Here is an 18,253-nt window from a genome sequence, read left to right on the forward strand (position 1 = left end):
GGTCGGCCTGGCCACCGGCATCGGTGGCGGCCTGCTCGCCACCCCGCTCCCGCTGGCCACCGTCGGCGGCGGTGACGGCGGCGGTGGTGGCTGCTGCGGGTGAGCATCGGCCGTCAACAGGCGGCGACGACGCACCGGCACGTCACGGCCGGCGCGTCGTCGCCGCGCTCGCGATGGGCCCCTGCCACCGCGTATGATTTAGACAAATGTCGAAGCAGGGGAGTTGCCGTATGACCGCCACCACCGTCCGGTGCTGCGCGCCGATCGCCCGCGAGCCACTGTCGGAGGATGACGCGGCCGATCTGGCGGTGATGCTCAAAGCCGTCGCCGATCCGGTCCGGCTGCGCCTGCTGTCGATGATCGGCTCCCACGCGGGCGGCGAGGCGTGCGTGTGCGACCTGACCCCCGCCTTCGACCTGAGCGCCCCCACCATCTCCCACCACCTCAAGATCCTGCGGACGGCCGGGCTGATCGACAGTGAGCGGCGCGGCACCTGGGTCTACTACTGGATCATCCCCGAAGCGGTGAACAGGCTCGGCGCCCTGTTCGCGCCGCTGGCCGAGCCCGCTCACAGCCCGGTCGACCTGGAGCTCACCACCGTATGACACGCCGATCCCGCGGTGGGGCACCGATGAGCGGATGCGGCGACAGGGGCATCGCCGCGACTTCGCCCGTCGAGACGGGCGGGCCCGCCCGCGCGCCGCTGGCCGCCGCGCGATCGCCGGTGGCCACCGGGTGGCTGCCGGCCGGGTCGCCGCAGGCCTGAGGCAGGCGCCGGCCGCGACCGGGCCACCCCGCCTGGCCTGTGCGAGGGCGAGGCGGTGGTCACCTGGCGTCGAGCTCGGCGATCAGTTTCTCGATGCGAGCGCGGATCTCGTCGCGGATGCCCCGCACGGCCTCGATGTCCTGGCCGGCCGGATCATCCAGCTTCCAGTCCTCATAGCGCTTGCCCGGGAAGAACGGGCAGGCATCCCCGCAGCCCATGGTGATCACCACATCGGATTCCCGCACGGCCTCGGTGGTGAGGATCTTCGGCCTCTGGCCGGTGATGTCGATGCCGGCCTCGGCCATCGCCGCCACGGCGACGGGGTTGATGCTCTCGGCGGGTGCCGAGCCCGCGGAGCGAACCTCGATGCGGCCCGCGGCCAGGTGGGTGAGCCAGCCGGCGGCCATCTGGGAGCGTCCGGCGTTGTGCACGCAGACGAACAACACGCTGGGTTTGTCAGGCATGAACCGATCCCTCGGAGGTGGTGGTGGGGGTGGTGAACAGGCGGCGGCCCCAGAGGCTGACGTAGACCAGGGCGACCAGGACGGGTACTTCGATGAGCGGGCCGACCACTCCTGCCAGGGCCTGGCCGGAGGTGACGCCGAACACGCCGACCGCGACCGCGATGGCCAGTTCGAAGTTGTTGCCGGCCGCGGTGAAGGCGAGCGTGGTGGTGCGCTCGTAGCTCAGGCCGATCGCCCGGCCGGCCAGGAAGGAGCCGCCCCACATGAGGGCGAAGTAGGCCAGCAGCGGCAGCGCGATGCGGGCCACGTCCGCGGGCTGGGAGGTGATCGTCTCGCCTTGCAGGGCGGACAGGATGACGATGGTGAACAGCAGCCCGTACAGGGCGATGGGCCCGATCTTCGGCAGGAAGCGCTCCTCGTACCAGTCGCGGCCCCGGGCGCGTTCACCGAGCCGGCGCGACAGGTATCCGGCGATGAGCGGGATGCCGAGGAAGATGAGCACGTACTGGGCGATGTCCCAGGCCGAGACCTGAAGCGCGGTGCCCTCACCCAGGCCCAGCCAGCCGGGCAGGATCTCCAGGTAGAACCAGCCGAGCACGCCGAAGGCCACCACCTGGAAGACCGAGTTGATGGCGACCAGGACCGCGGCGGCCTCGCGGTCGCCGCAGGCCAGGTCGTTCCAGATGAGGACCATGGCGATGCACCGCGCGAGTCCGACGATGATCAGGCCGGTGCGGTACTCGGGCAGGTCGGGCAGCAGCAGCCAGGCCAGCGCGAACATCAGCGCCGGGCCGAGCACCCAGTTCAGCGCGAGGGAGGCGAGGAGCAGGCGGCGGTCGCCGGTGACGGTGCCCAGGCGGTCGTAGCGGACCTTGGCCAGCACCGGGTACATCATCAGCAGCAGGCCCAGCGCGATCGGCAGCGAGATCTCGCCGATCTTGACCGCTTCCAGCGCGGAGTCCAGGCCGGGTACCAGGCGCCCCAGCAGCAGTCCGGCGGCCATGGCCAGACCGATCCACACCGGCAGGAACCGGTCCAGGGTGGATAGGGCGCCCATCACGCCTGCACGGCTCGCGGCGGCCTGGGGCGGGCTTGAGGACATGGATCTTCCTTAACGGTGCGGCGGTGCGCGGTCAGACGGTGGCGGGGGTGTTCAGCAAGGCCGACAGTTCGGTCAAGGTCTCGGGGACCAGGCGGTAGTAGACCCAGGAGGCACGTCGCTCGGAGGCCAGCAGCCCGACCTCCTTGAGCACCTTCAGGTGGTGGCTGATGGTGGGCTGGGACAGCTCGAAGGCGCCGGTGATGTCGCACACGCACACCTCGCCGCCGGAATGGCTGGCCACGATCGACAGGATCCGCAGCCGGACCGGGTCGCCCAGGGCCTTGAACACCTGCGCGATCCCGGTGGCCTGCTCGACGTCCAAGGGCTCGCGAACCAGGGGCGGGCTGCACTCAAGGATCTGCAGCAGCTCCATCGGACCTCCGGGGATAGATGCTCATCGAAGTCATGCTCTGTCCATATTGACAGATGTCTATGAGTGCTCGGCGTGCGGGGGCGGTCCTCCGGCACGCCACGTTCACCGCGGGGCGTGCGCGCCCGGCGCTCGATCTTCTTGCGGATCGGGCGCGCCTTCTCGACGCTCTTGCCCACCGGGTCCTCCAACTCCCGGGCCAGGTGGCGCTTGCCGGGAACGATCGATCAGGCGTCTCCGCGGCCCATGGAATCGACGAGTGTCTAATTCAATCTAAGTCGATATTGCCACCCGTGGATCCCGGTGTGGGTGAACGGCGCACGAACAGCCGGTGTGCACTTTCGCCCAGGACCGGAAGGGGAGGCATCGGCTCGTCCGTCACGGGCGGGCAGCCCGGAGGCCACGGCATCACCGGACATGCCGAAGGCCCCGCCCTGGGGCGGGGCCTTCGGTTCAACGGGTGCGTACCGGTGTGCAGGTCGCCTCTCGGCGAGATGCGCAACGCGGCTCCAGCCGAACGGTGTTCCGCGAAGGCGACAGGTGAGGCCCGGGGACACTGGGCACACCGGCCACGAGAGGCACAACCACCGCCGGCCGCCGGATGTTCCCGCGCCTTCGCCCCGGGGTCATCGCCCGACGACCGTGCTGCGCCGCTCCATCATGATCACATCGCGCCAGGTGCCGTGGTGGCAGCCGACGCGCTCGCGGGTGCCGACCACGCGGAAGCCGAGTGCCCGGTGCAGGGAGAGACTGGCGGCGTTCTCCGGGAAGATCCCGGACTGGATCGTCCAGATCCCGGCGTCCTCGCTGGCGGCGACGAACGCGCTGAGCAGGGCCCGGCCGACCCCGTGAGCCTGGCAGCCGGGGTGGACGTAGATGCTGTGCTCGACGACTCCGGCGTACACCGGACGCGCCGACACCGGGGAGGCGGCCACCCAGCCGACGACCTCACCGGTGCCGGGGTCGGCGGCGACGTAGCGCAGATGCGCGAGCCTGCTCGCGGTGAAGCCCTCCCAGCCGGGGGCCGCCGTCTCGAAGCCGGCCTGGCCGCTCTCCAGTCCTGCCTGGTAGATGGCCAGCACCTGCTCGGCGTCGGTGTCGCGCATCGGCCGGATCTCCAGCCCCGGTGAGATCGCGGGCTTGACCGCCTGGACGATCGCCGAGTGGACGCCCTCGCCGTGATCGGCGGTCAGCGTGATCGAGGTGGCCACGAAACCGGTCGCCGCCAGCAGCCGGCGATACTCGGCGACGCCGAGCGAGCCGGCGACGCAGCCCACCCGAAGCTCGGCGGCCGCCCGCGGTCCGGGGGCGAGGGCGCCTTCGGTGACGACGTCGCTGATGCCGAGGCGTCCGCCGGGTCGCAGCACCCGGAAGGCCTCGGCCAGCACGGCCGCCTTGTCGCCGGAGAGGTTGATCACGCAGTTGGAGATGACGACGTCGACCGCGTGATCGGGCAGCGGGATGGCCTCGATGGTGCCGCACACGAACTCGGTGTTGGCCGCGCCCGCCTGCTCGGCGTTGCGCCGGGCCAGCTCCACCATGTCGGCGCTGGCGTCCAGGCCGTAGGCCTTTCCTGTCGGCCCGACCCGGCGGGCCGACAGCAGGACGTCGATGCCGCCCCCGGAGCCGAGGTCGAGCACGGTCTCACCCTCACGCAGCTCGGCGACGGCGACCGGGTCGCCACAGCCGAGGCTGGCCCGCAGCGCGCCCTCGGGCAGTCCCGCGGTGTCGTCGTAGCCGGCCGCGCCGAAGCGGCCCCGTTCGAAGGCGCCGGCGCCGCAGTCGGTGATGGTCTCACCGGCCAGCGCCGCGCGGGCCAGGCCGGAGTAGCGGTTGACGACCTCGTCGTGTGCCATGGCGTGCTCCTACTCGCAGGCGGGCGTCGCGGGAACGGGATTGCCCATCACCACGTCGGCGGCGGTGGGAAAGCAGCTCACGCAGGCCTCGTTGATCCGGTACAGGCTGGAGGTGCCGTGCCGCTCCACCAGGACGAACCGCACCTCGGACAGGATCTTCAGGTGGTGCGAGACCGTCGACTGGCCGATCCCCACGACGGCGACGATCTCCCCGACGCTCATCGGCTCGCGCCGCCGGGCCAGCAACGACACGATCTGGATGCGGGTGCCGTCGGCCAGCGCCCTGAACCAGCTCGCGTACTCCTCCGCCGCTTCGCGCTCCAGCGGCTCCAGCCTCTCATTCATCGAAAATCGACGATAATCGATGAATGCTGGAAGGGCAACGTTTTCCACTCCGTCCGGCCGCCACCCGGTGGCTCGGGCTCCGCCGTCGTCTCCGCATCGAGTACGAGATGCTCTCCCGAACGCCCGGTCGGCATGCGGCCATCACGCGGGCTGTCTCGCCAGGCTCGCAATTAATTTCAATTGATACCGTATTAAATGAAAAGATGGCGGGTAATGTGCTTTCATGACCGCCGACGTTCCTCACGAAACCGCCGCCTCGCGTGCGACCGACCGCCCCGGGGATGCCTCGCCTTTCACTCTCGGCTTGCTGCTGCGCCGGGCGCACTGGCGCGCGGCCGCGGTGATGACGGAGGCGCTTCGGCCGCTCGGCATCGAGTTGCGGCACTTTGCCGCCCTGATCGTGCTGGTCGACCGCGGGGCCACGGTGCAGCGGGACCTGGCGGCGGCGACAGGGTCGGACAAGGCGGGAATCATGCGGGTCGTGGACGATCTGGAGCGCATGGGGCTGGCCGTGCGAAAGGCCGTTCCGGGGGACCGGCGGGCGAGGGCGGTGGAGATCACGCCCAAGGGCGTCGAGCTTTTCGACGCGGCCCATGTGGCGGCGGAGCCGCTGGCCGAACGTCTGGTCGCCGACCTGGGGCCCGGCGAGCCCGAGCGGCTGAGGGATCTTCTGACCCGGTTCGCCTATCCGCCGGGCGGTGAGGCGTAGGCCGGCCGCGCGCCGGTCGCCCGCCGCGCGGGCGGGGCGGCAGACGGCGGTGACGTTCGCGGCCGGTTCCCGTACGAGTTGCCTTCCTCACAACGTGCTCCCAGCCCGCCAAATGGTATTGATTGATACCATCATGAATGATACGGTCTTAAGTGTACCGAAGCTGGGCACGTCGAGCGGAGGGGGAGGTGGCGATCGTGGACGTCTACGAGGCGGTCACGAGCCGACGGGCAGTGCGCGGATTCACCGACCAGCCCGTCCCGAGGGAGGTGCTGGAGCGCGTGCTGTCCGCCGCGGCCTGGGCACCGTCCGGATCGAACCTCCAGCCGTGGCACGCCTACGTGCTGACCGGCGCGCGGCTGGCCGAACTCAAGGAGCGCGTCGGCGAGCGTGTGGCGGCAGGCACTCCCTGGGACGAGCGGGAGTACGAGATGTACCCGTCCGCGCTGAAGTCCCCGTACCGCGAGCGCCGATCCGCCTTCGGCGCGCAGCGCTACGGCGCACTCGGCATCTCGCACGATGACTGGGAGGCGCACCAGAGGGCCGCCGCCGCGAACTGGAGCTGCTTCGGTGCGCCCGCCGCCCTGTTCTGCTACATCGACCGCGACATGGGCCTGCCCCAGTGGGCCGACGTCGGCATGTATCTGCAGACCGTCATGTTGCTGCTCCGCGCCGAAGGGCTGCACAGCTGCCCGCAGATGGCGTGGTCGGTGTATCGCAGGACCGTCGCGGAGGTCCTGTCGCCCCCGGACGGGCTCATCCTCTTCTGTGGCATGTCGATCGGGTTCGAGGACGTCACGGTGGGTCACGCCCGTACCGGCCGGGCGCCGCTCGAGGAGACGGTCACGTTCGTCGAGAGTCCGGCCATGCGATCGCACGCGGCGTGAGCGGGGCGCCTCCCGCCCGGAGCGGCTGTCGCCGCTTCGCTTCCGGCCGGGTATCGCGCGGAAGCCGATCCACCGCCAGGCACCACATCACATCACAAGGAGAGACATGACCGGCCAGTTCCGCCTCGGCGGCGACCTGACGATCGACCGGCTCGGTTTCGGCGCCATGCGCCTGCCCCACGGCGGCCCGGGCGGACCCGCCCGCGACCCCGAGTCCGGCCGCGCCGTCCTGCGCCGTGCCGTTGAGCTCGGCGTCGACCACATCGACACCGCCGACTTCTATCGCAGCGAGAACGGCGCGGTGCACGCCAACACCCTGATCCGTGAGGCCCTGTTCCCGTACCCGGACACCCTGGTCATCGCCACCAAGGTCGGCCCGGTCTTCGGTCCCGGCGGGCCCGGCCAGGGCACCGCCGCCGATCTTCGGCCCCAGGTCGAGGCCAACCTCGAAAGCCTGGGCCTGGACCGCCTCGACCTGGTCTATCTGCGCATCGGCATGATGGAACCCCCGCACGGCGAGTCGCTCGCCGAACGCTTCGAGGCGCTCGCCGCGCTGCGCGAGGAGGGCCTGATCCGCCACCTGGGCATCAGCAACGTCGACGTCGGCCATCTCGCCGAGGCCCGCACGATCGCTCCCGTCGCGGCCGTCCAGAACAACTTCCACATCGCCAATCGTGACGAGACGGCCGTCCTGGAGGCCTGCACGCAGGCCCGCATCGCCTTCGTCCCGTTCTTCCCCCTCGGCGGAGGCAGGGCCGACATCAACGACCCCGGTTTGGTCAAGGTCGCCGAACGGCACGGCACGACCGTCCATCGGATCGCCCTGGCCTGGCTGCTGGCCCTGGCTCCGGTCACCCTGGCCATCCCGGGTACCGGTTCCGTGGCTCATCTGGAGGAGAACCTGGGCGCCCGGTCGGTCACCCTCGCCGAGGAGGACCTCGCCGACCTCGCCTGATCGCAAAAGGAAGGCCCCTTCCACGCGGAGTGGCCCTTGGGCCGGCATGGCCGCTCCGGGCGGGCGCCGCCGCGAGCCTCCCGGACAGTGACAGAGGATGACAGAGAATGACAGGGAGTGACAGGGGGTGACAGGGAAGGTGTCGGCTTCGGCATTCGGCGCGCGGTGGTTCACGACCGAGGGCCGGAACCCCTGGCGGCGCCGCAGGCTTCGTGCCATGGACCGCATTGTTGCTAGCCGGAGCAGCCGATCGGCTGCTTCGAAGGATTCGCCGCGGGAGCGTTGAGCGATGTCACCCGTCATGGTCGTGGTGCTGCTGCTGGCCGGGTTGTCCGAGGCCGCCGGGCGGATTCTGCCGCTGCTGGCGCGACGGCCCCGCGTGTCGCGGTCGGTCGCGATCGAGTTGCTGCTGGTCGGCGCCGTGGTCGAGGGCGTGGTGTTCGCGCTGTGGCCGGTGAGCGCGTGGACCCTGGCCGAGCTGATGGGATCGGCGCCGCGATCGGGCGCGGCGGCGTTCGTCTGGACCCCCGGCCGGGCCGCCCCGCTGCTTCTCGCCGCGATCTTGGCGTTTCCCCTGCTCGGACCGTTGCTGCACCTGCTGCTCGTCACCGGGGTCGGGGCCGGCTTGGCCGGCCCGCTCGCCGCCGCCACCGGGCTGGGCTGGTGGGCCGCCGCGGGCTGCCTGGCCGTGGCCGGAGCCGGCCTGGGCGCCGCCGTCGAGGCCGTCCGGCGCCTGGTCGTGAAGATCAGCGCCACCGGCACGCGGGAGGTGCTGACATGAGCGAGTTCCCGCTCCTGGTCGTGGTGCTGCTCGGGGTGTTCGGGCTGGTCCTGCTCGCCGAGGCGCTGCTGGCCCGCTACGAGCTGATGGCCTACACCGCCGGCTGGCGCGCGGCCACCGTCGAGCTGCCCCCGGGCATGCCCTATGCGCGCGGCGCCGACCCCGGCCGCCCTCCACGGGCCTACCTGGTCTATCTCGACGGTATCGGCAAGCGTCGCTTCCGTGACACCCGTGATGGGGGCCGGCTGGTCCAGGCGGTGATCGACGCGGCGCCGGAGCTGCGGGTGCTGGGCCAGGTGCAGCCCTACTCCCCGCTGGCCGACCCGCTGGTCAACCGGCCGGTGTGGGAGTGGCTGCGCCACCGGGTGGAGCTGGTGCTGTTCCTGCACAACGTGATGCAGATCTTCGTCGCCGCCGATCACCGCTACCGTCCCTTGTACAACCGGGCGGTGGGCGCCCAGATCGCCGGCCAGTTGCGGCTGGCCGGCTACCGGCCCGACAGCGCCATCCCGGTGGTGTTGCTCAGCTACAGCGGGGGCGCCCAGGTCGCCACCGGCGCGGTCGAGGAGTTGCGCACCCACCTGCGTGCCCCGCTTTTACTGATCACGCTCGGCGGGTTCCACAACGGCGCCAACGATCTCACGCACGCCCATCATCTGCATCAGCTCACCAGTGCCGGCGACTGGATCGAGCGCAGCGGTATGTGGATCTTTCCCCAGCGGTGGCGGGTGTGGTCCGGCAGCGGATGGAACCGGGCCCGCCGTGCCGGAAAGATCACCATGCACCGGCTCGATCCGGCCACGCACGTGGGGCCGGGCAGCTACATCAGCCGCGAGGCGCGGCTGCCCGATGGCCGCAGCCACCTCGAGCGCACCACCGACACCGTGATCGCGCTCATCCGCGCCCACTACGCCGCCCACAGCGACAGATGATCCGCCGCCGGGTCGATCCTCCGATGAGCGTGCCGCCGGCCCTGGCCGCTGGTCGCGCTGGTCGCGGTCGTCGTGGTCGCCGACACCGGCATCTCACACCTGTGCCACCAGGACGCCGTGGCCATCGCCGCTCGGACGGTGACCGGCGACGACCGGGCCCCGGGGCGCGCGGCGCCCCGGGAAAGGTCCGTCATCGTGCCTCGCGTATCCCGAGAATGTACGTCGCGGTGAGCGCGACGGCGCGGTCCTCGTCATGTGCCAGATCCGCGAGGGCACGTGACGCCGTGAGCCCCGGGATGTCCGCGAGCGCCTGGGTCAGCCGCCGGCGTTCGGACGATTCGACGGTGCCGTGGGCGAGACGGTCGACGAGCCCGGCGGCGATCCGATCCGCCGACGCGGGACGACTCGCCAGCGCGCTCAGCGCGTCGGCCGCGTCGACGTCGTTCGTTCCCTCGACGACCATGTCGATGAGGGTCGGGACGGCCTCGGCCACTCCACGTACCCCGAGCGCCAGAGCCGCGTACCTGCGGACCACGATGTCGGGGTGCGCGAGGGCGTCCCGCAGCAGCGCGGTCGCCGCACCGTCCGGAATCTCGATGATGGACTGGACGGCGCGTTTGCGCACCTCGGCCGCCGGCGAGCCGAGGCCCTCGGCCAGCAGTGCCAACCCGCCGTCGCCCAACTGCGCCAGAGCCCATCGAAGGGCTCCGGCGACGTTCGGGTCCGTCTCGTTCAGCGCCGCCTCGACCAGCGCCTCCACCGGCACCGGAACCTCCTCGACCGAGGACAGGGCCGCGCGCTGGCGCTTCCCGGCGCTCTTGGAGCCCAGTGCCTGCAGGAGCGCGACGGTCTGGAGGACGTCCTCCCAGCCGGCCGGTTCCGCGGCACCGATCCGGAGCAGTCGCGTGAGCAGCTCCGTCTCACCCGCGATGCGTTCTCGCGTCCGGCGGATGAGGTCGTCGACCAGCGCCGAGGGCGTGAAGCCGGGGTCGTCGAGCGCGCGCCCGACGTCACGCAGCGACAGTCCCAATGACCGCAGGCTCTCGATGTGGAAGATCCGCCGGATGTCCTCGCCGGAGTACTCCCGATAGCCGGCGCCGGTACGGCCCGTCGGCCGCACCAGGCCGAGCGAGTCGTAATGCCTGAGCATACGGGCGCTGACCCCGGACCGTCGTGCCACATCACCGATCAACACTGCCTGTCACTCCTCCTGGCCGGTCCCGCCCAGGGCCACGACGCGCTTCGCCTGCTCGATCGCGAACTCGAATCCGGCATCCGGGTCGCGCGACAGCCGTTCCGTGGCGGTCGCGTGCGCGCGCACCCGAGGGTCGGGATCCGTCGTCGCGGCGCGCAGAGCCGGCAGGATCACCTCGCCGAGCGCGACCAGCGCCCGGCTGAGGCTCAGCTGCGTCTCACGCTCGCCGCGCCCGAGCTGTGTCGACAACACTACGGCCAGCTCGCGCTCCTCACCTTCGGGCACGAGCACGACCGCCGCCCGCCAGGCGCTCCGCGCCACCTCGTCGTCGGCGTCGGACAGCAGCGCCCGCGTGATCGCCGGCCACGCCCGCCGATCCCCGATCTTGGACAGCGTGTGCAACGCCTGGCTTCGCGCCTGCGCACGCTCCGAGCGGACTTCGCCGAGAAGCGCCGGGACCGTCATCGACGCCGGGTGGCGGGTGAGGGCCCACGTGAGCATGTCGCGCACGTAGAACTCGGGTTCGACGGCGCATCGCTCGATGAGCTTGTCGACGAACCGGGGGTCGGGGGTCGTGCCGACCGCCAGCGCCGCTCGCAGCCGCACCGACGGGCGGTCGTCCTCCAGCCCCTGGAAAGCTCGGATCATGTCCGTGTCCTGTTTCGGCATGGTCATCGGGACCACCTCCTCGGCTCCCAGTGAAGACCTTGTCACCGTGTCAAGGTCAAGCGGGGACACGCCGCGAGGTCACCGGGCACCCTCCGGACCACCGGGTTCGGTGCCTGCCGGGTCACGCCGGCGGGCGCGGACCCCGGCCGGCGGTCGCCGGGGCCGTGCGTCTCACGCGACCGCCTGGGCGGCGGCGCGGCCGGCCTGGCGGCCGGAGAACAGGCAGCCGCCGAGGAAGGTGCCCTCCAGGGCGTTGTAGCCGTGCACGCCGCCGCCGCCGAATCCGGCCGCCTCCCCGGCCGCGTACAGGCCGCTGACGGGTTCGCCGTCCACTCCGAGGACGCGGGAGTCGAGGTCGGTCTGGATGCCGCCGAGGCTCTTGCGCGTCAGGACGTGGAGCTTGACCCCGATCAGCGGACCGGCCTGCGGGTCCAGGATGCGGTGCGGGGTGGCGGTGCGGCTGAGCCGGTCCCCGAGGAAGCGTCGCGAGTTGTGGATGCCCTGCACCTGGGCGTCCTTGCTGTAGGGATTGCCGACCTGCAGGTCGCGGGCCACGATCTGGCGGCGCAGTTCGCCGGCGTCGAGCAACGGTTCGTCGGTCAGGCCGTTCATCCTCACCACCAGCTCGTCCAGCGTGGTGGCGACGACGAAGTCCGCGCCGTGCCGCTTGAAAGCCTCTACCGGAGCGGGCGCTCCCTTGCCGAAGACCCGGTTCCGCAGTACGGCCTTCCTGTCTCCGCCGGTGATGTCGGGGTTCTGCTCCGAGCCCGACAGCGCGAACTCCTTCTCGAGGATCTTCTGGGTGAGGACGAACCACGAGTGGTCGTATCCGGCGATGTCAGGGGTGGTGCGCAGATATTTGAGAGTGCCGAGGGTGTCGTAGCCGGGCAGGCACGGTTCCGGCAGGCGGCGGCCCAGCGCGTCGAACCACATCGACGACGGCCCCGGCAGGATCCGGATCGCGTGCCCGGGCCAGACGGGGTCCCAGTTCCGCACGCCTTCGGTGTAGTGCCACATCCGGTCCTGGTTGACGATCCGGGCCCCGGCCGCGGCGCTGATGGCCAGCATCCGCCCGTCCACGTGGGCCGGCACACCCGTGATCATGTTCTGTGGGGCGGTGCCCAGCCGCCGGGGCCAGTGACGGCGCACCAGGTCGTGATCGGCGCCGATCCCACCGCTGGTGACGATGACCGCCTGCGCGGTCAACTCGAAGGAGCCCGTCACCTCGCGGCTGGAGGCCACCCCCCGGGGCGAGGGGTCGTCCATCAGGACACTCCCGCGCACCCCTGTGACGGCGCCGTCCCGGACGACGAGTTCGTCGACCCGGTGGCGGTGGTAGAACCTCAGCAGTCCCGCGTCGGCCGCCTGCTCGGCGCCGCGCACGAACGGGGCCACCACGCCCGTTCCCGTACCCCAGGCCACGTGGAAGCGGGGCACGGAGTTGCCGTGACCGTCGGCGCGCAGGCCACCGCGCTCCGCCCAGCCCACCACCGGCGTCAGCTTGATGCCCTGGGCGTCTATCCAGGACCGCTTCTCACCCGCGGCGAAGTCGACGTACGCGCGGGCCCAGCGCGCCGCCCAGACGTCCTCGTCCTCCAGGCGGTCGAACCCGGCACTCGCCTGCCAGTCGCTCCATGCCAGCTCGAAGGAGTCCTTCACCCTCAGGCGGCGCTGCTCGGGCGAGTTCACGAGGAACAGCCCGCCGAACGACCAGTACGCCTGCCCTCCCAGGTTGGCGGCGTTCTCCTGGTCCACCAGCGCCACCTTCCGGCCCCGGCCGGTCAGCTGCTGCGCCGCGACCAGCCCGGCCAGACCCGCACCCACGATGATGACGTCCGCGTCCATGGCGGTACTCCCTTGCTCAAGCACCCCGTCGATCCCGTCCGGGGGCGTGTCGATGGTAAGGGGACCGGCCTGATCACTCTCTCAGTGCCGCCAGGCCGCCCTGGGCGTCCTCGATGACCAGCCGTTCCGCGGTCGCCGAGTCGCCCTGCCGCAGGGCGCGCACCAGGGCGCGGTGACCGGCGTAGCGGTCCAGGCCGAAGCGGTCGTCCGAGGCGATCTTCTCAAGGCGCAGGGCCCGGCGCTCGGGCTGGGAGAAGACCTGGGACTGTTCGAGGAGCCGGATCAGCATCGGGTTGGCCGCGCACGCGTTCACCGCCTCGTTGAACTCCTGCATCCGGTCGAGCAGCGCGCTGACGTGCCGGTCGACGTTCTCGCCTTTCCGGTGCCGGGTGACGCTGACGATCAGCAGGTCGTCTGCGGCGTCGAGGATCGCGTCGAGAGCGTCCAGCTGTTCGGGGGTGGCGTTTCTGGCCGCGAACCGGGCCACCAGGCCCCGCAGGCCTATCTCGACCTCGGCGAGGTCGTCGATGGCGCGCTCGGCGATGTCGGCCACGACGACGGTCCGGGGGCCCGTGCGCTGGATGAGCCCGTCGTGTTCGAGCCGGAGCAGTGCCTCGCGCACCGGTGTCGGGCTGACCCTGAGCTGCTCGGCCAGGCCTCGCTCGGTCACCTTCTGGCCGGGGCGCAGCGTGCCGGTCCCGATCGCCTCGCGGAGGGTCCGGTAGGCGAGATCGGCTCGGGTCTCGCCGCGCGTGTGGGGCTCGTCCGTCGTCGACCTGATCATCATGGGTCCACGATAACAGTCGCAATGGCACGGCCAAATGCTATGTATTGACATTTTTGCTATGGCAAATAGTGTGACTGCTGTCACAGCCGAGGAGGACGCCATGGCCAGCGCGACGCGAGCCGAAAGCCGTGCGGCCGGCACCGGGAGGATCACGTTCTACGTGGCCCTGGCGGTGTTCGCCCAGGAGTCGACCTGGAACTTCTACGACAACCGGGTGCCCGAGCTGCTGCGGGACCACGTCGCCGGCGCCGCCGTGATCGGCCTGCTCATGGGCATGGACAACCTGCTGGGAATCTTCATCCAGCCCTACATGGGCAACCGGTCGGACAACACCCGCACCCCCTGGGGCCGCCGGATCCCGTACCTGGCGGTCATGATGCCGCTGGGCGCCGCGCTGTTCCTGCTCATCCCGCACGCGACGTCGGCGGGCTGGCTGATCCTGGTGATCTTCCTCTACGCGCTGGTGATGAACAGCTTCAAGCCCGTCAGCGAATCGCTCATGCCCGACTTCATCGAGCCCGCGCGCCGGAGCCGGGCGAACGCCGTCGTGAAGATCGCGTCAGCGCTGACCACCATCGTGGCCGCGCTGGTCAGCCTGCTGCTGGTCGACGACCACCCGAAGCTGGCCTTCGCCGTCCCGGCCGGCCTCATGCTGGTGGCGGCGGCGGTGCTCGTCTGGCGGGTACGCGACAGTCGCTCGCCGGCCTACAGGGCCGCCCTCGCGGAGGACGAGGCGTCGGCGGGCACCGGGCCGCGCGACACGGACGTCAAGATCAGGTTGAGGGCCGTCGTCGGCGACCTGGTGTTCGATCCCGACCGGAGCCGGCTCCTGCTGATCGTCGCCGTGTTCGTCTTCGCGGGAGCGTGGTTCGCCTCGCGTTCCCTGATGACTCCCTACGGAGTGGAGGTCCTCGGCCTGTCCGACGGCGAGGCGGGCGGGCTGACGCTGCCGAGCGGGATCGCCTTCATCCTCGCCGCCTTCCCCGCCGCGCTCCTCGCCGAGCGTTTCGGGCGGCTGCGGGTCATGGCCGCCGGGATAACGGTCTTCGGCGCGGGCGCGATCCTCGGGGCCGTGGTCCAGGACCCGACGACCACCGTCGTGTCGTTGTGCCTCGCGGCGGCCGGCGCCGCCGGGTTCGTGATCAACGCGGTCGTCGTGCTGTGGAACCTGGCTCCGTCGAGCCGCGTCCTGGGCGCGTACACCGGCCTGTACACGGTCGGATGGGCCGGCGGGGGATTCGCCGGACCGGCCCTCGTCGGCCTGGCGGTCGATGTCACGGGGTGGCATCTGATGCTCCTGCACATCGCCGTCCTGGCCGTCGTCGCCGTAGTGCCGGTCGTCCGGGTCGACCGGCTCCGGCGCGCGAGCACCGTGGGGGAGGGCGTCCGGTGAGCGCCCCGCCCGCCGTTCTCACGACCAGTGACCACCGAAGAGATGAGGACGACATGACGAGCAGTGCCGCGACCGAGGGTCACGTTCCGAAGGAGGCGGTCAGGGTCCTGGCCCCCAGCGGAATGCTCGGGGCGGGGTTCCCGCCGGAGACGATCGATCGGGGGCTCGGGCTCGGAGCCGACGTGATCGCCGTCGACGGCGGTTCCACCGACTCGGGGCCGTACTACCTGGGCTCGGGAACGGCGAAGACGACCGCCGCGGCCGTCGCCCGTGACCTGCGAATTCTGTTGCGGGCCTCGGCCGGCGCCGGCATCCCGCTGATCGTCGGTTCGTGCGGCACGAGCGGCACCGACTCCGGCGTCGACTGGGTCGCCGGAATCGTCGACGGGATCCTGCGGGAGGAGGGCCTGGACCTGAGGGTCGCCCGTATTTACAGCGAGCAGGCGGCCGCCGCCCTGAAGGAGAGGCTCAACGAGGGACGGGTCCACCCGCTGGCGCCGATGGGCGAACTGGACGCCGCCACGCTGGACGACTGCAGCCACATCGTCGGCATGATGGGTCACGAACCCATCGTGGAGGCACTGGAGGCCGGGGCCGACGTGGTGCTCGCCGGCCGGGCCACCGACACCGCGGTCGCCGCCGCGTACCCGTTGATGAAGGGCATGCCGGCGGGCCCCACCTGGCACGCATCCAAGATCATCGAATGCGGCGGGCAGTGCACCACCAACCCGCGCACCGGCGGTGTCCTCGCCACCATCGACCGGGACGGCTTCACCGTCGAGCCACTGGACCCGGCCGCCGCGTGCACGACGACGTCGGTGGCGGCGCACATGCTCTACGAGACGGTCGACCCGTTCCGGATGCGGGAGCCGGCGGGCACGCTGGTGGTCTCCGACGCGACCTACACCGCGCTGGACGACCGCCGGGTGCGCGTCGAGGGGTCACGCTTCGACGTCGCCGACCAGTACACGGTCAAACTCGAGGGAGCCCGCGTCACGGGCTACGAGACCATGTCCTTCACCGCCATCCGGGATCCGCACATCCTCGCCCGGATCGAGGAGTGGGTCGCGCTGATGCACGAGGTCCTCGCCGGGCGCGTGCGGCAGACGCTGAACCTCGAACCCTCCGAGTACGCCGTGGACATCCGTCCCTACGGCTACAACGCCGTGCTGGGGAGCATCGACCCGGCGGCCGGGCCGCCCCGGGAGGTCGGGGTGATGATGCTGGTCAACGCCCCGGACCAGGCCACGGCCACCGCGATCGCCAAGATCGCGAATCCGCTGATGCTCCATCTCCCGACCGCCGACATGGACTACCTGCCCAGCCTGGCCTTCGCCACCTCGCCGGCCGAGAGCGAGCGCGGTCCCGCCTACCAGTTCGTGCTCAACCACGTCGTGGACGTCGACGAGCCCACCGACATGTTCCGCATCGAGATCGCCGAGGACGACTCCCGTGACTGACGACCGCAGGCCCACGCTGGGCGAACTGGCCCTGGAGGTCCGTTCGAAGAACGCCGGCCCGTTCTGGGTCACCATGGAGCTCTTCATGCGTACGGCGGAGGACTACGCGACCGTCGCCGACGAGGACTTCATCAACAAGGAGGTCGTCGCGCGGCTGTACGACCTCGACCCGGCCACCATCCAGATCTTCCGCATCCCCGCCCTCAACGTCGTGAAGATCTCGTTCCCCCGGCCGGTGGCTCAGGGCAGCCTGCGCGATCGGGACATCCACGCGGGCCAGCACCACGTCCCCCTGGCGGCGCTCGTGCCCGGGTGAGAGCCCGCACGGGGGCGCCACGGCGAATCGGAGTCCGGCGGCCCGCCGCCGCCGGACCGTCCGCGTCACCTGGCGGCGGCGTCGAGCACGGCTTTGAGAGACGCCTCGAGGATGTCCACGCCGGTGTGCAGTTCGTCCTCCCCGATGGTGAGAGGCGGGGCGATGCGGAAGATACCGCCCATCCCGGGTAGCTGGACGATGTTCATGTGCAGGCCTCGTTCGAGGCAGGCCGAGGTGATCGCGTTGCCCAGCGCGTCGGCGGGCGCCTTGCTCTTCTTGTCCCTGACGAGCTCGATGCCCTGGAGCAGGCCACGGCCGCGAACGTCACCGACGACCTCGTAGCCGTCGCGAAGCGTCAGCAGCCGTTCGGTGAGCTGATCGCCCAGCGTCGCGGCACGCCGGGTGAGGTCCTCGCGGTCGATGACGTCAAGGACCGTCAGCGCGACGGCGGCCGCCAGGGGGTCGGAGACGTGGGTGGTGTAGAAGAGGAAACCCCGGTCGTGGCAGACCTGCTCGATCTCGGCGGTCGTGACGACGGCCGCCACCGGCAGCCCGGCTCCCAAGGTCTTCGACAACGTCAGGATGTCGGGCGCGACCCCGTCGCGCTCGAACGCGTACATCGCTCCGGTGCGGCCGAGACCGGTCTGCGCCTCGTCCAGGATGAGCAGCATCCCGCGTTCGTCGCACATCGCCTTGAGGCGACGCAGGTACCCGGGTGGCAGGTCGATGAGCCCGCCCGAGGACAGGATGGGCTCGATGAGGCAGGCGGCGAGACTCCCGGCGGACTGCCGGTCGACCAGGGCGAAGCCGTAGGCGAGCTCGGCCTCCCAGTCGTGTGACCCGTCGGAGGATCGGAACGGCGAACGATAGGCGTTCGGCGTGGGCAGCGCGAGGTTTCCCGGCATCGGGGGACCGTAGCCGCGCCGCCCGGCGGAGAAGGTCGCGGCGGCGGCCCCCTGGGTCATGCCGTGCCAGGAGCGGTCGAAGGAGACGATCTCGAAACGGCCGGTGGAGAGCTTGGCCATCTTGATCGCGGCCTCGTTCGCCTCGGCTCCCGTGGTGAGCAGCAGCATCTTGCCCAGTGCCGGGGGCAGGGTCGCGGTGAGCCTGCGGGCGAGCTCCAGCACGGGAGCGCTGAGCATGCCGCTGAAGAGGTGGTCCAGCGACGCGACCGCGGACGAGACCGTCGCCACGATGTCCGGGTGCGCATGGCCGAGGATGGAGCTCATCTGCCCCGAGGTGAAGTCGAGGATCGGCGTGCCCCGGCGATCGAAGACGTACGCGCCACGGGCGCTTTCGATGACCCGGGGGGTGAAACCTGCTCCGTAGCGGATCAGGAGACGGTCCGCCTCGTCCCAGAACGTCGTGTCCATCGCCAACCCTCTCTCACCGCGCCCGAGACGACGCCGGACGTCCTGCTC

Annotated in this window: 20 protein-coding genes; 10 read left to right on the forward strand and 10 right to left on the reverse strand. The window is 71.0% G+C overall.

Features of this window, described 5'->3' with window-relative positions:
• The first annotated feature begins 230 nt into the window (after positions 1-230).
• Positions 231-605, forward strand: a complete 375-nt coding sequence (locus ACTOQ1_RS39900; RefSeq protein ID WP_440073462.1) for a metalloregulator ArsR/SmtB family transcription factor — start codon at positions 231-233, stop codon at positions 603-605.
• Positions 606-631: 26 nt separating this feature from the next.
• Positions 632-766 carry a hypothetical protein gene (locus ACTOQ1_RS39905; RefSeq protein WP_440073464.1) on the forward strand — a complete coding sequence of 45 codons (135 nt, stop codon included), beginning with the start codon at positions 632-634 and terminating at the stop codon, positions 764-766.
• Between the two features lie 59 nt (positions 767-825).
• Here ACTOQ1_RS39905 and ACTOQ1_RS39910 read toward each other — a convergent pair whose 3' ends face one another.
• The 5 genes from ACTOQ1_RS39910 to ACTOQ1_RS39930 form a co-directional block, all read right to left on the reverse strand.
• Positions 826-1,230, reverse strand: a complete 405-nt coding sequence (locus tag ACTOQ1_RS39910) for an arsenate reductase ArsC (RefSeq protein WP_440073466.1) — start codon at positions 1,228-1,230, stop codon at positions 826-828.
• Positions 1,223-2,332, reverse strand: a complete 1,110-nt coding sequence (gene arsB / locus ACTOQ1_RS39915; RefSeq protein ID WP_440073468.1) for an ACR3 family arsenite efflux transporter — start codon at positions 2,330-2,332, stop codon at positions 1,223-1,225. The genes ACTOQ1_RS39910 and arsB overlap by 8 nt, the downstream gene beginning before the upstream one ends.
• Positions 2,333-2,363: 31 nt before the next feature.
• Complete coding sequence (locus ACTOQ1_RS39920) at positions 2,364-2,705, reverse strand: ArsR/SmtB family transcription factor (protein WP_440073470.1); 342 nt, start codon at positions 2,703-2,705, stop codon at positions 2,364-2,366.
• A gap of 623 nt (positions 2,706-3,328) precedes the next feature.
• On the reverse strand, positions 3,329-4,558 hold the full coding sequence (locus ACTOQ1_RS39925) for a GNAT family N-acetyltransferase (protein WP_440073472.1): 1,230 nt from the start codon (positions 4,556-4,558) through the stop codon (positions 3,329-3,331).
• Positions 4,559-4,567: 9 nt separating this feature from the next.
• Positions 4,568-4,903, reverse strand: coding sequence for an ArsR/SmtB family transcription factor (locus ACTOQ1_RS39930; protein WP_440073474.1), 336 nt, complete (start codon positions 4,901-4,903; stop codon positions 4,568-4,570).
• Between the two features lie 304 nt (positions 4,904-5,207).
• On the opposite strand from ACTOQ1_RS39930, the gene ACTOQ1_RS39935 reads away from it, so the two are divergent.
• The 5 genes from ACTOQ1_RS39935 (at position 5,208) to ACTOQ1_RS39955 (ending at position 9,167) form a co-directional block, all read left to right on the forward strand.
• Positions 5,208-5,612 carry a MarR family winged helix-turn-helix transcriptional regulator gene (locus tag ACTOQ1_RS39935; RefSeq protein WP_440073476.1) on the forward strand — a complete coding sequence of 135 codons (405 nt, stop codon included), beginning with the start codon at positions 5,208-5,210 and terminating at the stop codon, positions 5,610-5,612.
• 188 nt (positions 5,613-5,800) lie between these two features.
• Positions 5,801-6,499, forward strand: coding sequence for a nitroreductase (locus ACTOQ1_RS39940; protein WP_440073478.1), 699 nt, complete (start codon positions 5,801-5,803; stop codon positions 6,497-6,499).
• A gap of 106 nt (positions 6,500-6,605) precedes the next feature.
• Positions 6,606-7,454 carry an aldo/keto reductase gene (locus tag ACTOQ1_RS39945; RefSeq protein ID WP_440073479.1) on the forward strand — a complete coding sequence of 283 codons (849 nt, stop codon included), beginning with the start codon at positions 6,606-6,608 and terminating at the stop codon, positions 7,452-7,454.
• Positions 7,455-7,743: 289 nt separating this feature from the next.
• Positions 7,744-8,235: a hypothetical protein gene (locus ACTOQ1_RS39950; RefSeq protein ID WP_440073480.1), complete on the forward strand. Its 492-nt coding sequence runs from the start codon at positions 7,744-7,746 to the stop codon at positions 8,233-8,235.
• Positions 8,232-9,167, forward strand: a complete 936-nt coding sequence (locus ACTOQ1_RS39955) for a hypothetical protein (RefSeq protein ID WP_440073482.1) — start codon at positions 8,232-8,234, stop codon at positions 9,165-9,167. The genes ACTOQ1_RS39950 and ACTOQ1_RS39955 overlap by 4 nt, the downstream gene beginning before the upstream one ends.
• Positions 9,168-9,357: 190 nt before the next feature.
• Here the strand turns inward: ACTOQ1_RS39955 and ACTOQ1_RS39960 are convergent, their stop codons facing one another.
• The 4 genes from ACTOQ1_RS39960 to ACTOQ1_RS39975 all read right to left on the reverse strand — a co-directional run bounded on the left by ACTOQ1_RS39960 (position 9,358) and on the right by ACTOQ1_RS39975 (position 13,663).
• Positions 9,358-10,362 (reverse strand): HEAT repeat domain-containing protein, encoded by a 1,005-nt coding sequence (locus ACTOQ1_RS39960; RefSeq protein WP_440073484.1) that lies wholly within the window; start codon positions 10,360-10,362, stop codon positions 9,358-9,360.
• 6 nt (positions 10,363-10,368) lie between these two features.
• Positions 10,369-11,037 carry a HEAT repeat domain-containing protein gene (locus tag ACTOQ1_RS39965; protein WP_440073485.1) on the reverse strand — a complete coding sequence of 223 codons (669 nt, stop codon included), beginning with the start codon at positions 11,035-11,037 and terminating at the stop codon, positions 10,369-10,371.
• Positions 11,038-11,202: 165 nt separating this feature from the next.
• The gene (locus tag ACTOQ1_RS39970) at positions 11,203-12,876 is read right to left on the reverse strand and encodes an FAD-binding dehydrogenase (RefSeq protein ID WP_440073486.1); all 1,674 of its coding nucleotides are present in this window, start codon (positions 12,874-12,876) and stop codon (positions 11,203-11,205) included.
• A gap of 73 nt (positions 12,877-12,949) precedes the next feature.
• Positions 12,950-13,663, reverse strand: a complete 714-nt coding sequence (locus ACTOQ1_RS39975) for a GntR family transcriptional regulator (RefSeq protein ID WP_440073487.1) — start codon at positions 13,661-13,663, stop codon at positions 12,950-12,952.
• Between the two features lie 70 nt (positions 13,664-13,733).
• Here ACTOQ1_RS39975 and ACTOQ1_RS39980 point away from each other — a divergent pair, with 70 nt between their 5' ends.
• From ACTOQ1_RS39980 to ACTOQ1_RS39990, 3 genes are read left to right on the forward strand one after another with little or no spacing between them, the layout of a single operon-like run.
• On the forward strand, positions 13,734-15,056 hold the full coding sequence (locus tag ACTOQ1_RS39980; protein ID WP_440073489.1) for an MFS transporter: 1,323 nt from the start codon (positions 13,734-13,736) through the stop codon (positions 15,054-15,056).
• A gap of 53 nt (positions 15,057-15,109) precedes the next feature.
• Positions 15,110-16,516, forward strand: coding sequence for an acyclic terpene utilization AtuA family protein (locus ACTOQ1_RS39985; RefSeq protein ID WP_440073490.1), 1,407 nt, complete (start codon positions 15,110-15,112; stop codon positions 16,514-16,516).
• Positions 16,509-16,832 carry a DUF4387 domain-containing protein gene (locus ACTOQ1_RS39990; RefSeq protein ID WP_440073492.1) on the forward strand — a complete coding sequence of 108 codons (324 nt, stop codon included), beginning with the start codon at positions 16,509-16,511 and terminating at the stop codon, positions 16,830-16,832. Before ACTOQ1_RS39985 ends, ACTOQ1_RS39990 begins: the two co-directional genes overlap by 8 nt.
• Positions 16,833-16,897: 65 nt before the next feature.
• On the opposite strand, the gene ACTOQ1_RS39995 is transcribed toward ACTOQ1_RS39990, so the two are convergent.
• Complete coding sequence (locus ACTOQ1_RS39995; RefSeq protein WP_440073493.1) at positions 16,898-18,205, reverse strand: aspartate aminotransferase family protein; 1,308 nt, start codon at positions 18,203-18,205, stop codon at positions 16,898-16,900.
• Between the last annotated feature and the right edge of the window lie 48 nt (positions 18,206-18,253).

This window comes from Streptosporangium sp. OZ121, from assembly GCF_051918885.1.
GTDB lineage: Bacteria > Actinomycetota > Actinomycetes > Streptosporangiales > Streptosporangiaceae > Streptosporangium.

Coding starts and splice junctions, on each gene's coding strand:
- ACTOQ1_RS39955 (WP_440073482.1), top strand. CDS start 8,232: ATGAGCGAGTTCCCGCTCCTGGTCGTGGTGCTGCTCGGGGTGTTCGGG.
- arsB (WP_440073468.1), bottom strand. CDS start 2,332: ATGTCCTCAAGCCCGCCCCAGGCCGCCGCGAGCCGTGCAGGCGTGATG.
- ACTOQ1_RS39985 (WP_440073490.1), top strand. CDS start 15,110: ATGACGAGCAGTGCCGCGACCGAGGGTCACGTTCCGAAGGAGGCGGTC.
- ACTOQ1_RS39970 (WP_440073486.1), bottom strand. CDS start 12,876: ATGGACGCGGACGTCATCATCGTGGGTGCGGGTCTGGCCGGGCTGGTC.
- ACTOQ1_RS39945 (WP_440073479.1), top strand. CDS start 6,606: ATGACCGGCCAGTTCCGCCTCGGCGGCGACCTGACGATCGACCGGCTC.
- ACTOQ1_RS39950 (WP_440073480.1), top strand. CDS start 7,744: ATGTCACCCGTCATGGTCGTGGTGCTGCTGCTGGCCGGGTTGTCCGAG.
- ACTOQ1_RS39975 (WP_440073487.1), bottom strand. CDS start 13,663: ATGATGATCAGGTCGACGACGGACGAGCCCCACACGCGCGGCGAGACC.
- ACTOQ1_RS39930 (WP_440073474.1), bottom strand. CDS start 4,903: ATGAATGAGAGGCTGGAGCCGCTGGAGCGCGAAGCGGCGGAGGAGTAC.
- ACTOQ1_RS39995 (WP_440073493.1), bottom strand. CDS start 18,205: ATGGACACGACGTTCTGGGACGAGGCGGACCGTCTCCTGATCCGCTAC.
- ACTOQ1_RS39920 (WP_440073470.1), bottom strand. CDS start 2,705: ATGGAGCTGCTGCAGATCCTTGAGTGCAGCCCGCCCCTGGTTCGCGAG.
- ACTOQ1_RS39905 (WP_440073464.1), top strand. CDS start 632: ATGAGCGGATGCGGCGACAGGGGCATCGCCGCGACTTCGCCCGTCGAG.
- ACTOQ1_RS39925 (WP_440073472.1), bottom strand. CDS start 4,558: ATGGCACACGACGAGGTCGTCAACCGCTACTCCGGCCTGGCCCGCGCG.
- ACTOQ1_RS39965 (WP_440073485.1), bottom strand. CDS start 11,037: ATGACCATGCCGAAACAGGACACGGACATGATCCGAGCTTTCCAGGGG.
- ACTOQ1_RS39910 (WP_440073466.1), bottom strand. CDS start 1,230: ATGCCTGACAAACCCAGCGTGTTGTTCGTCTGCGTGCACAACGCCGGA.
- ACTOQ1_RS39900 (WP_440073462.1), top strand. CDS start 231: ATGACCGCCACCACCGTCCGGTGCTGCGCGCCGATCGCCCGCGAGCCA.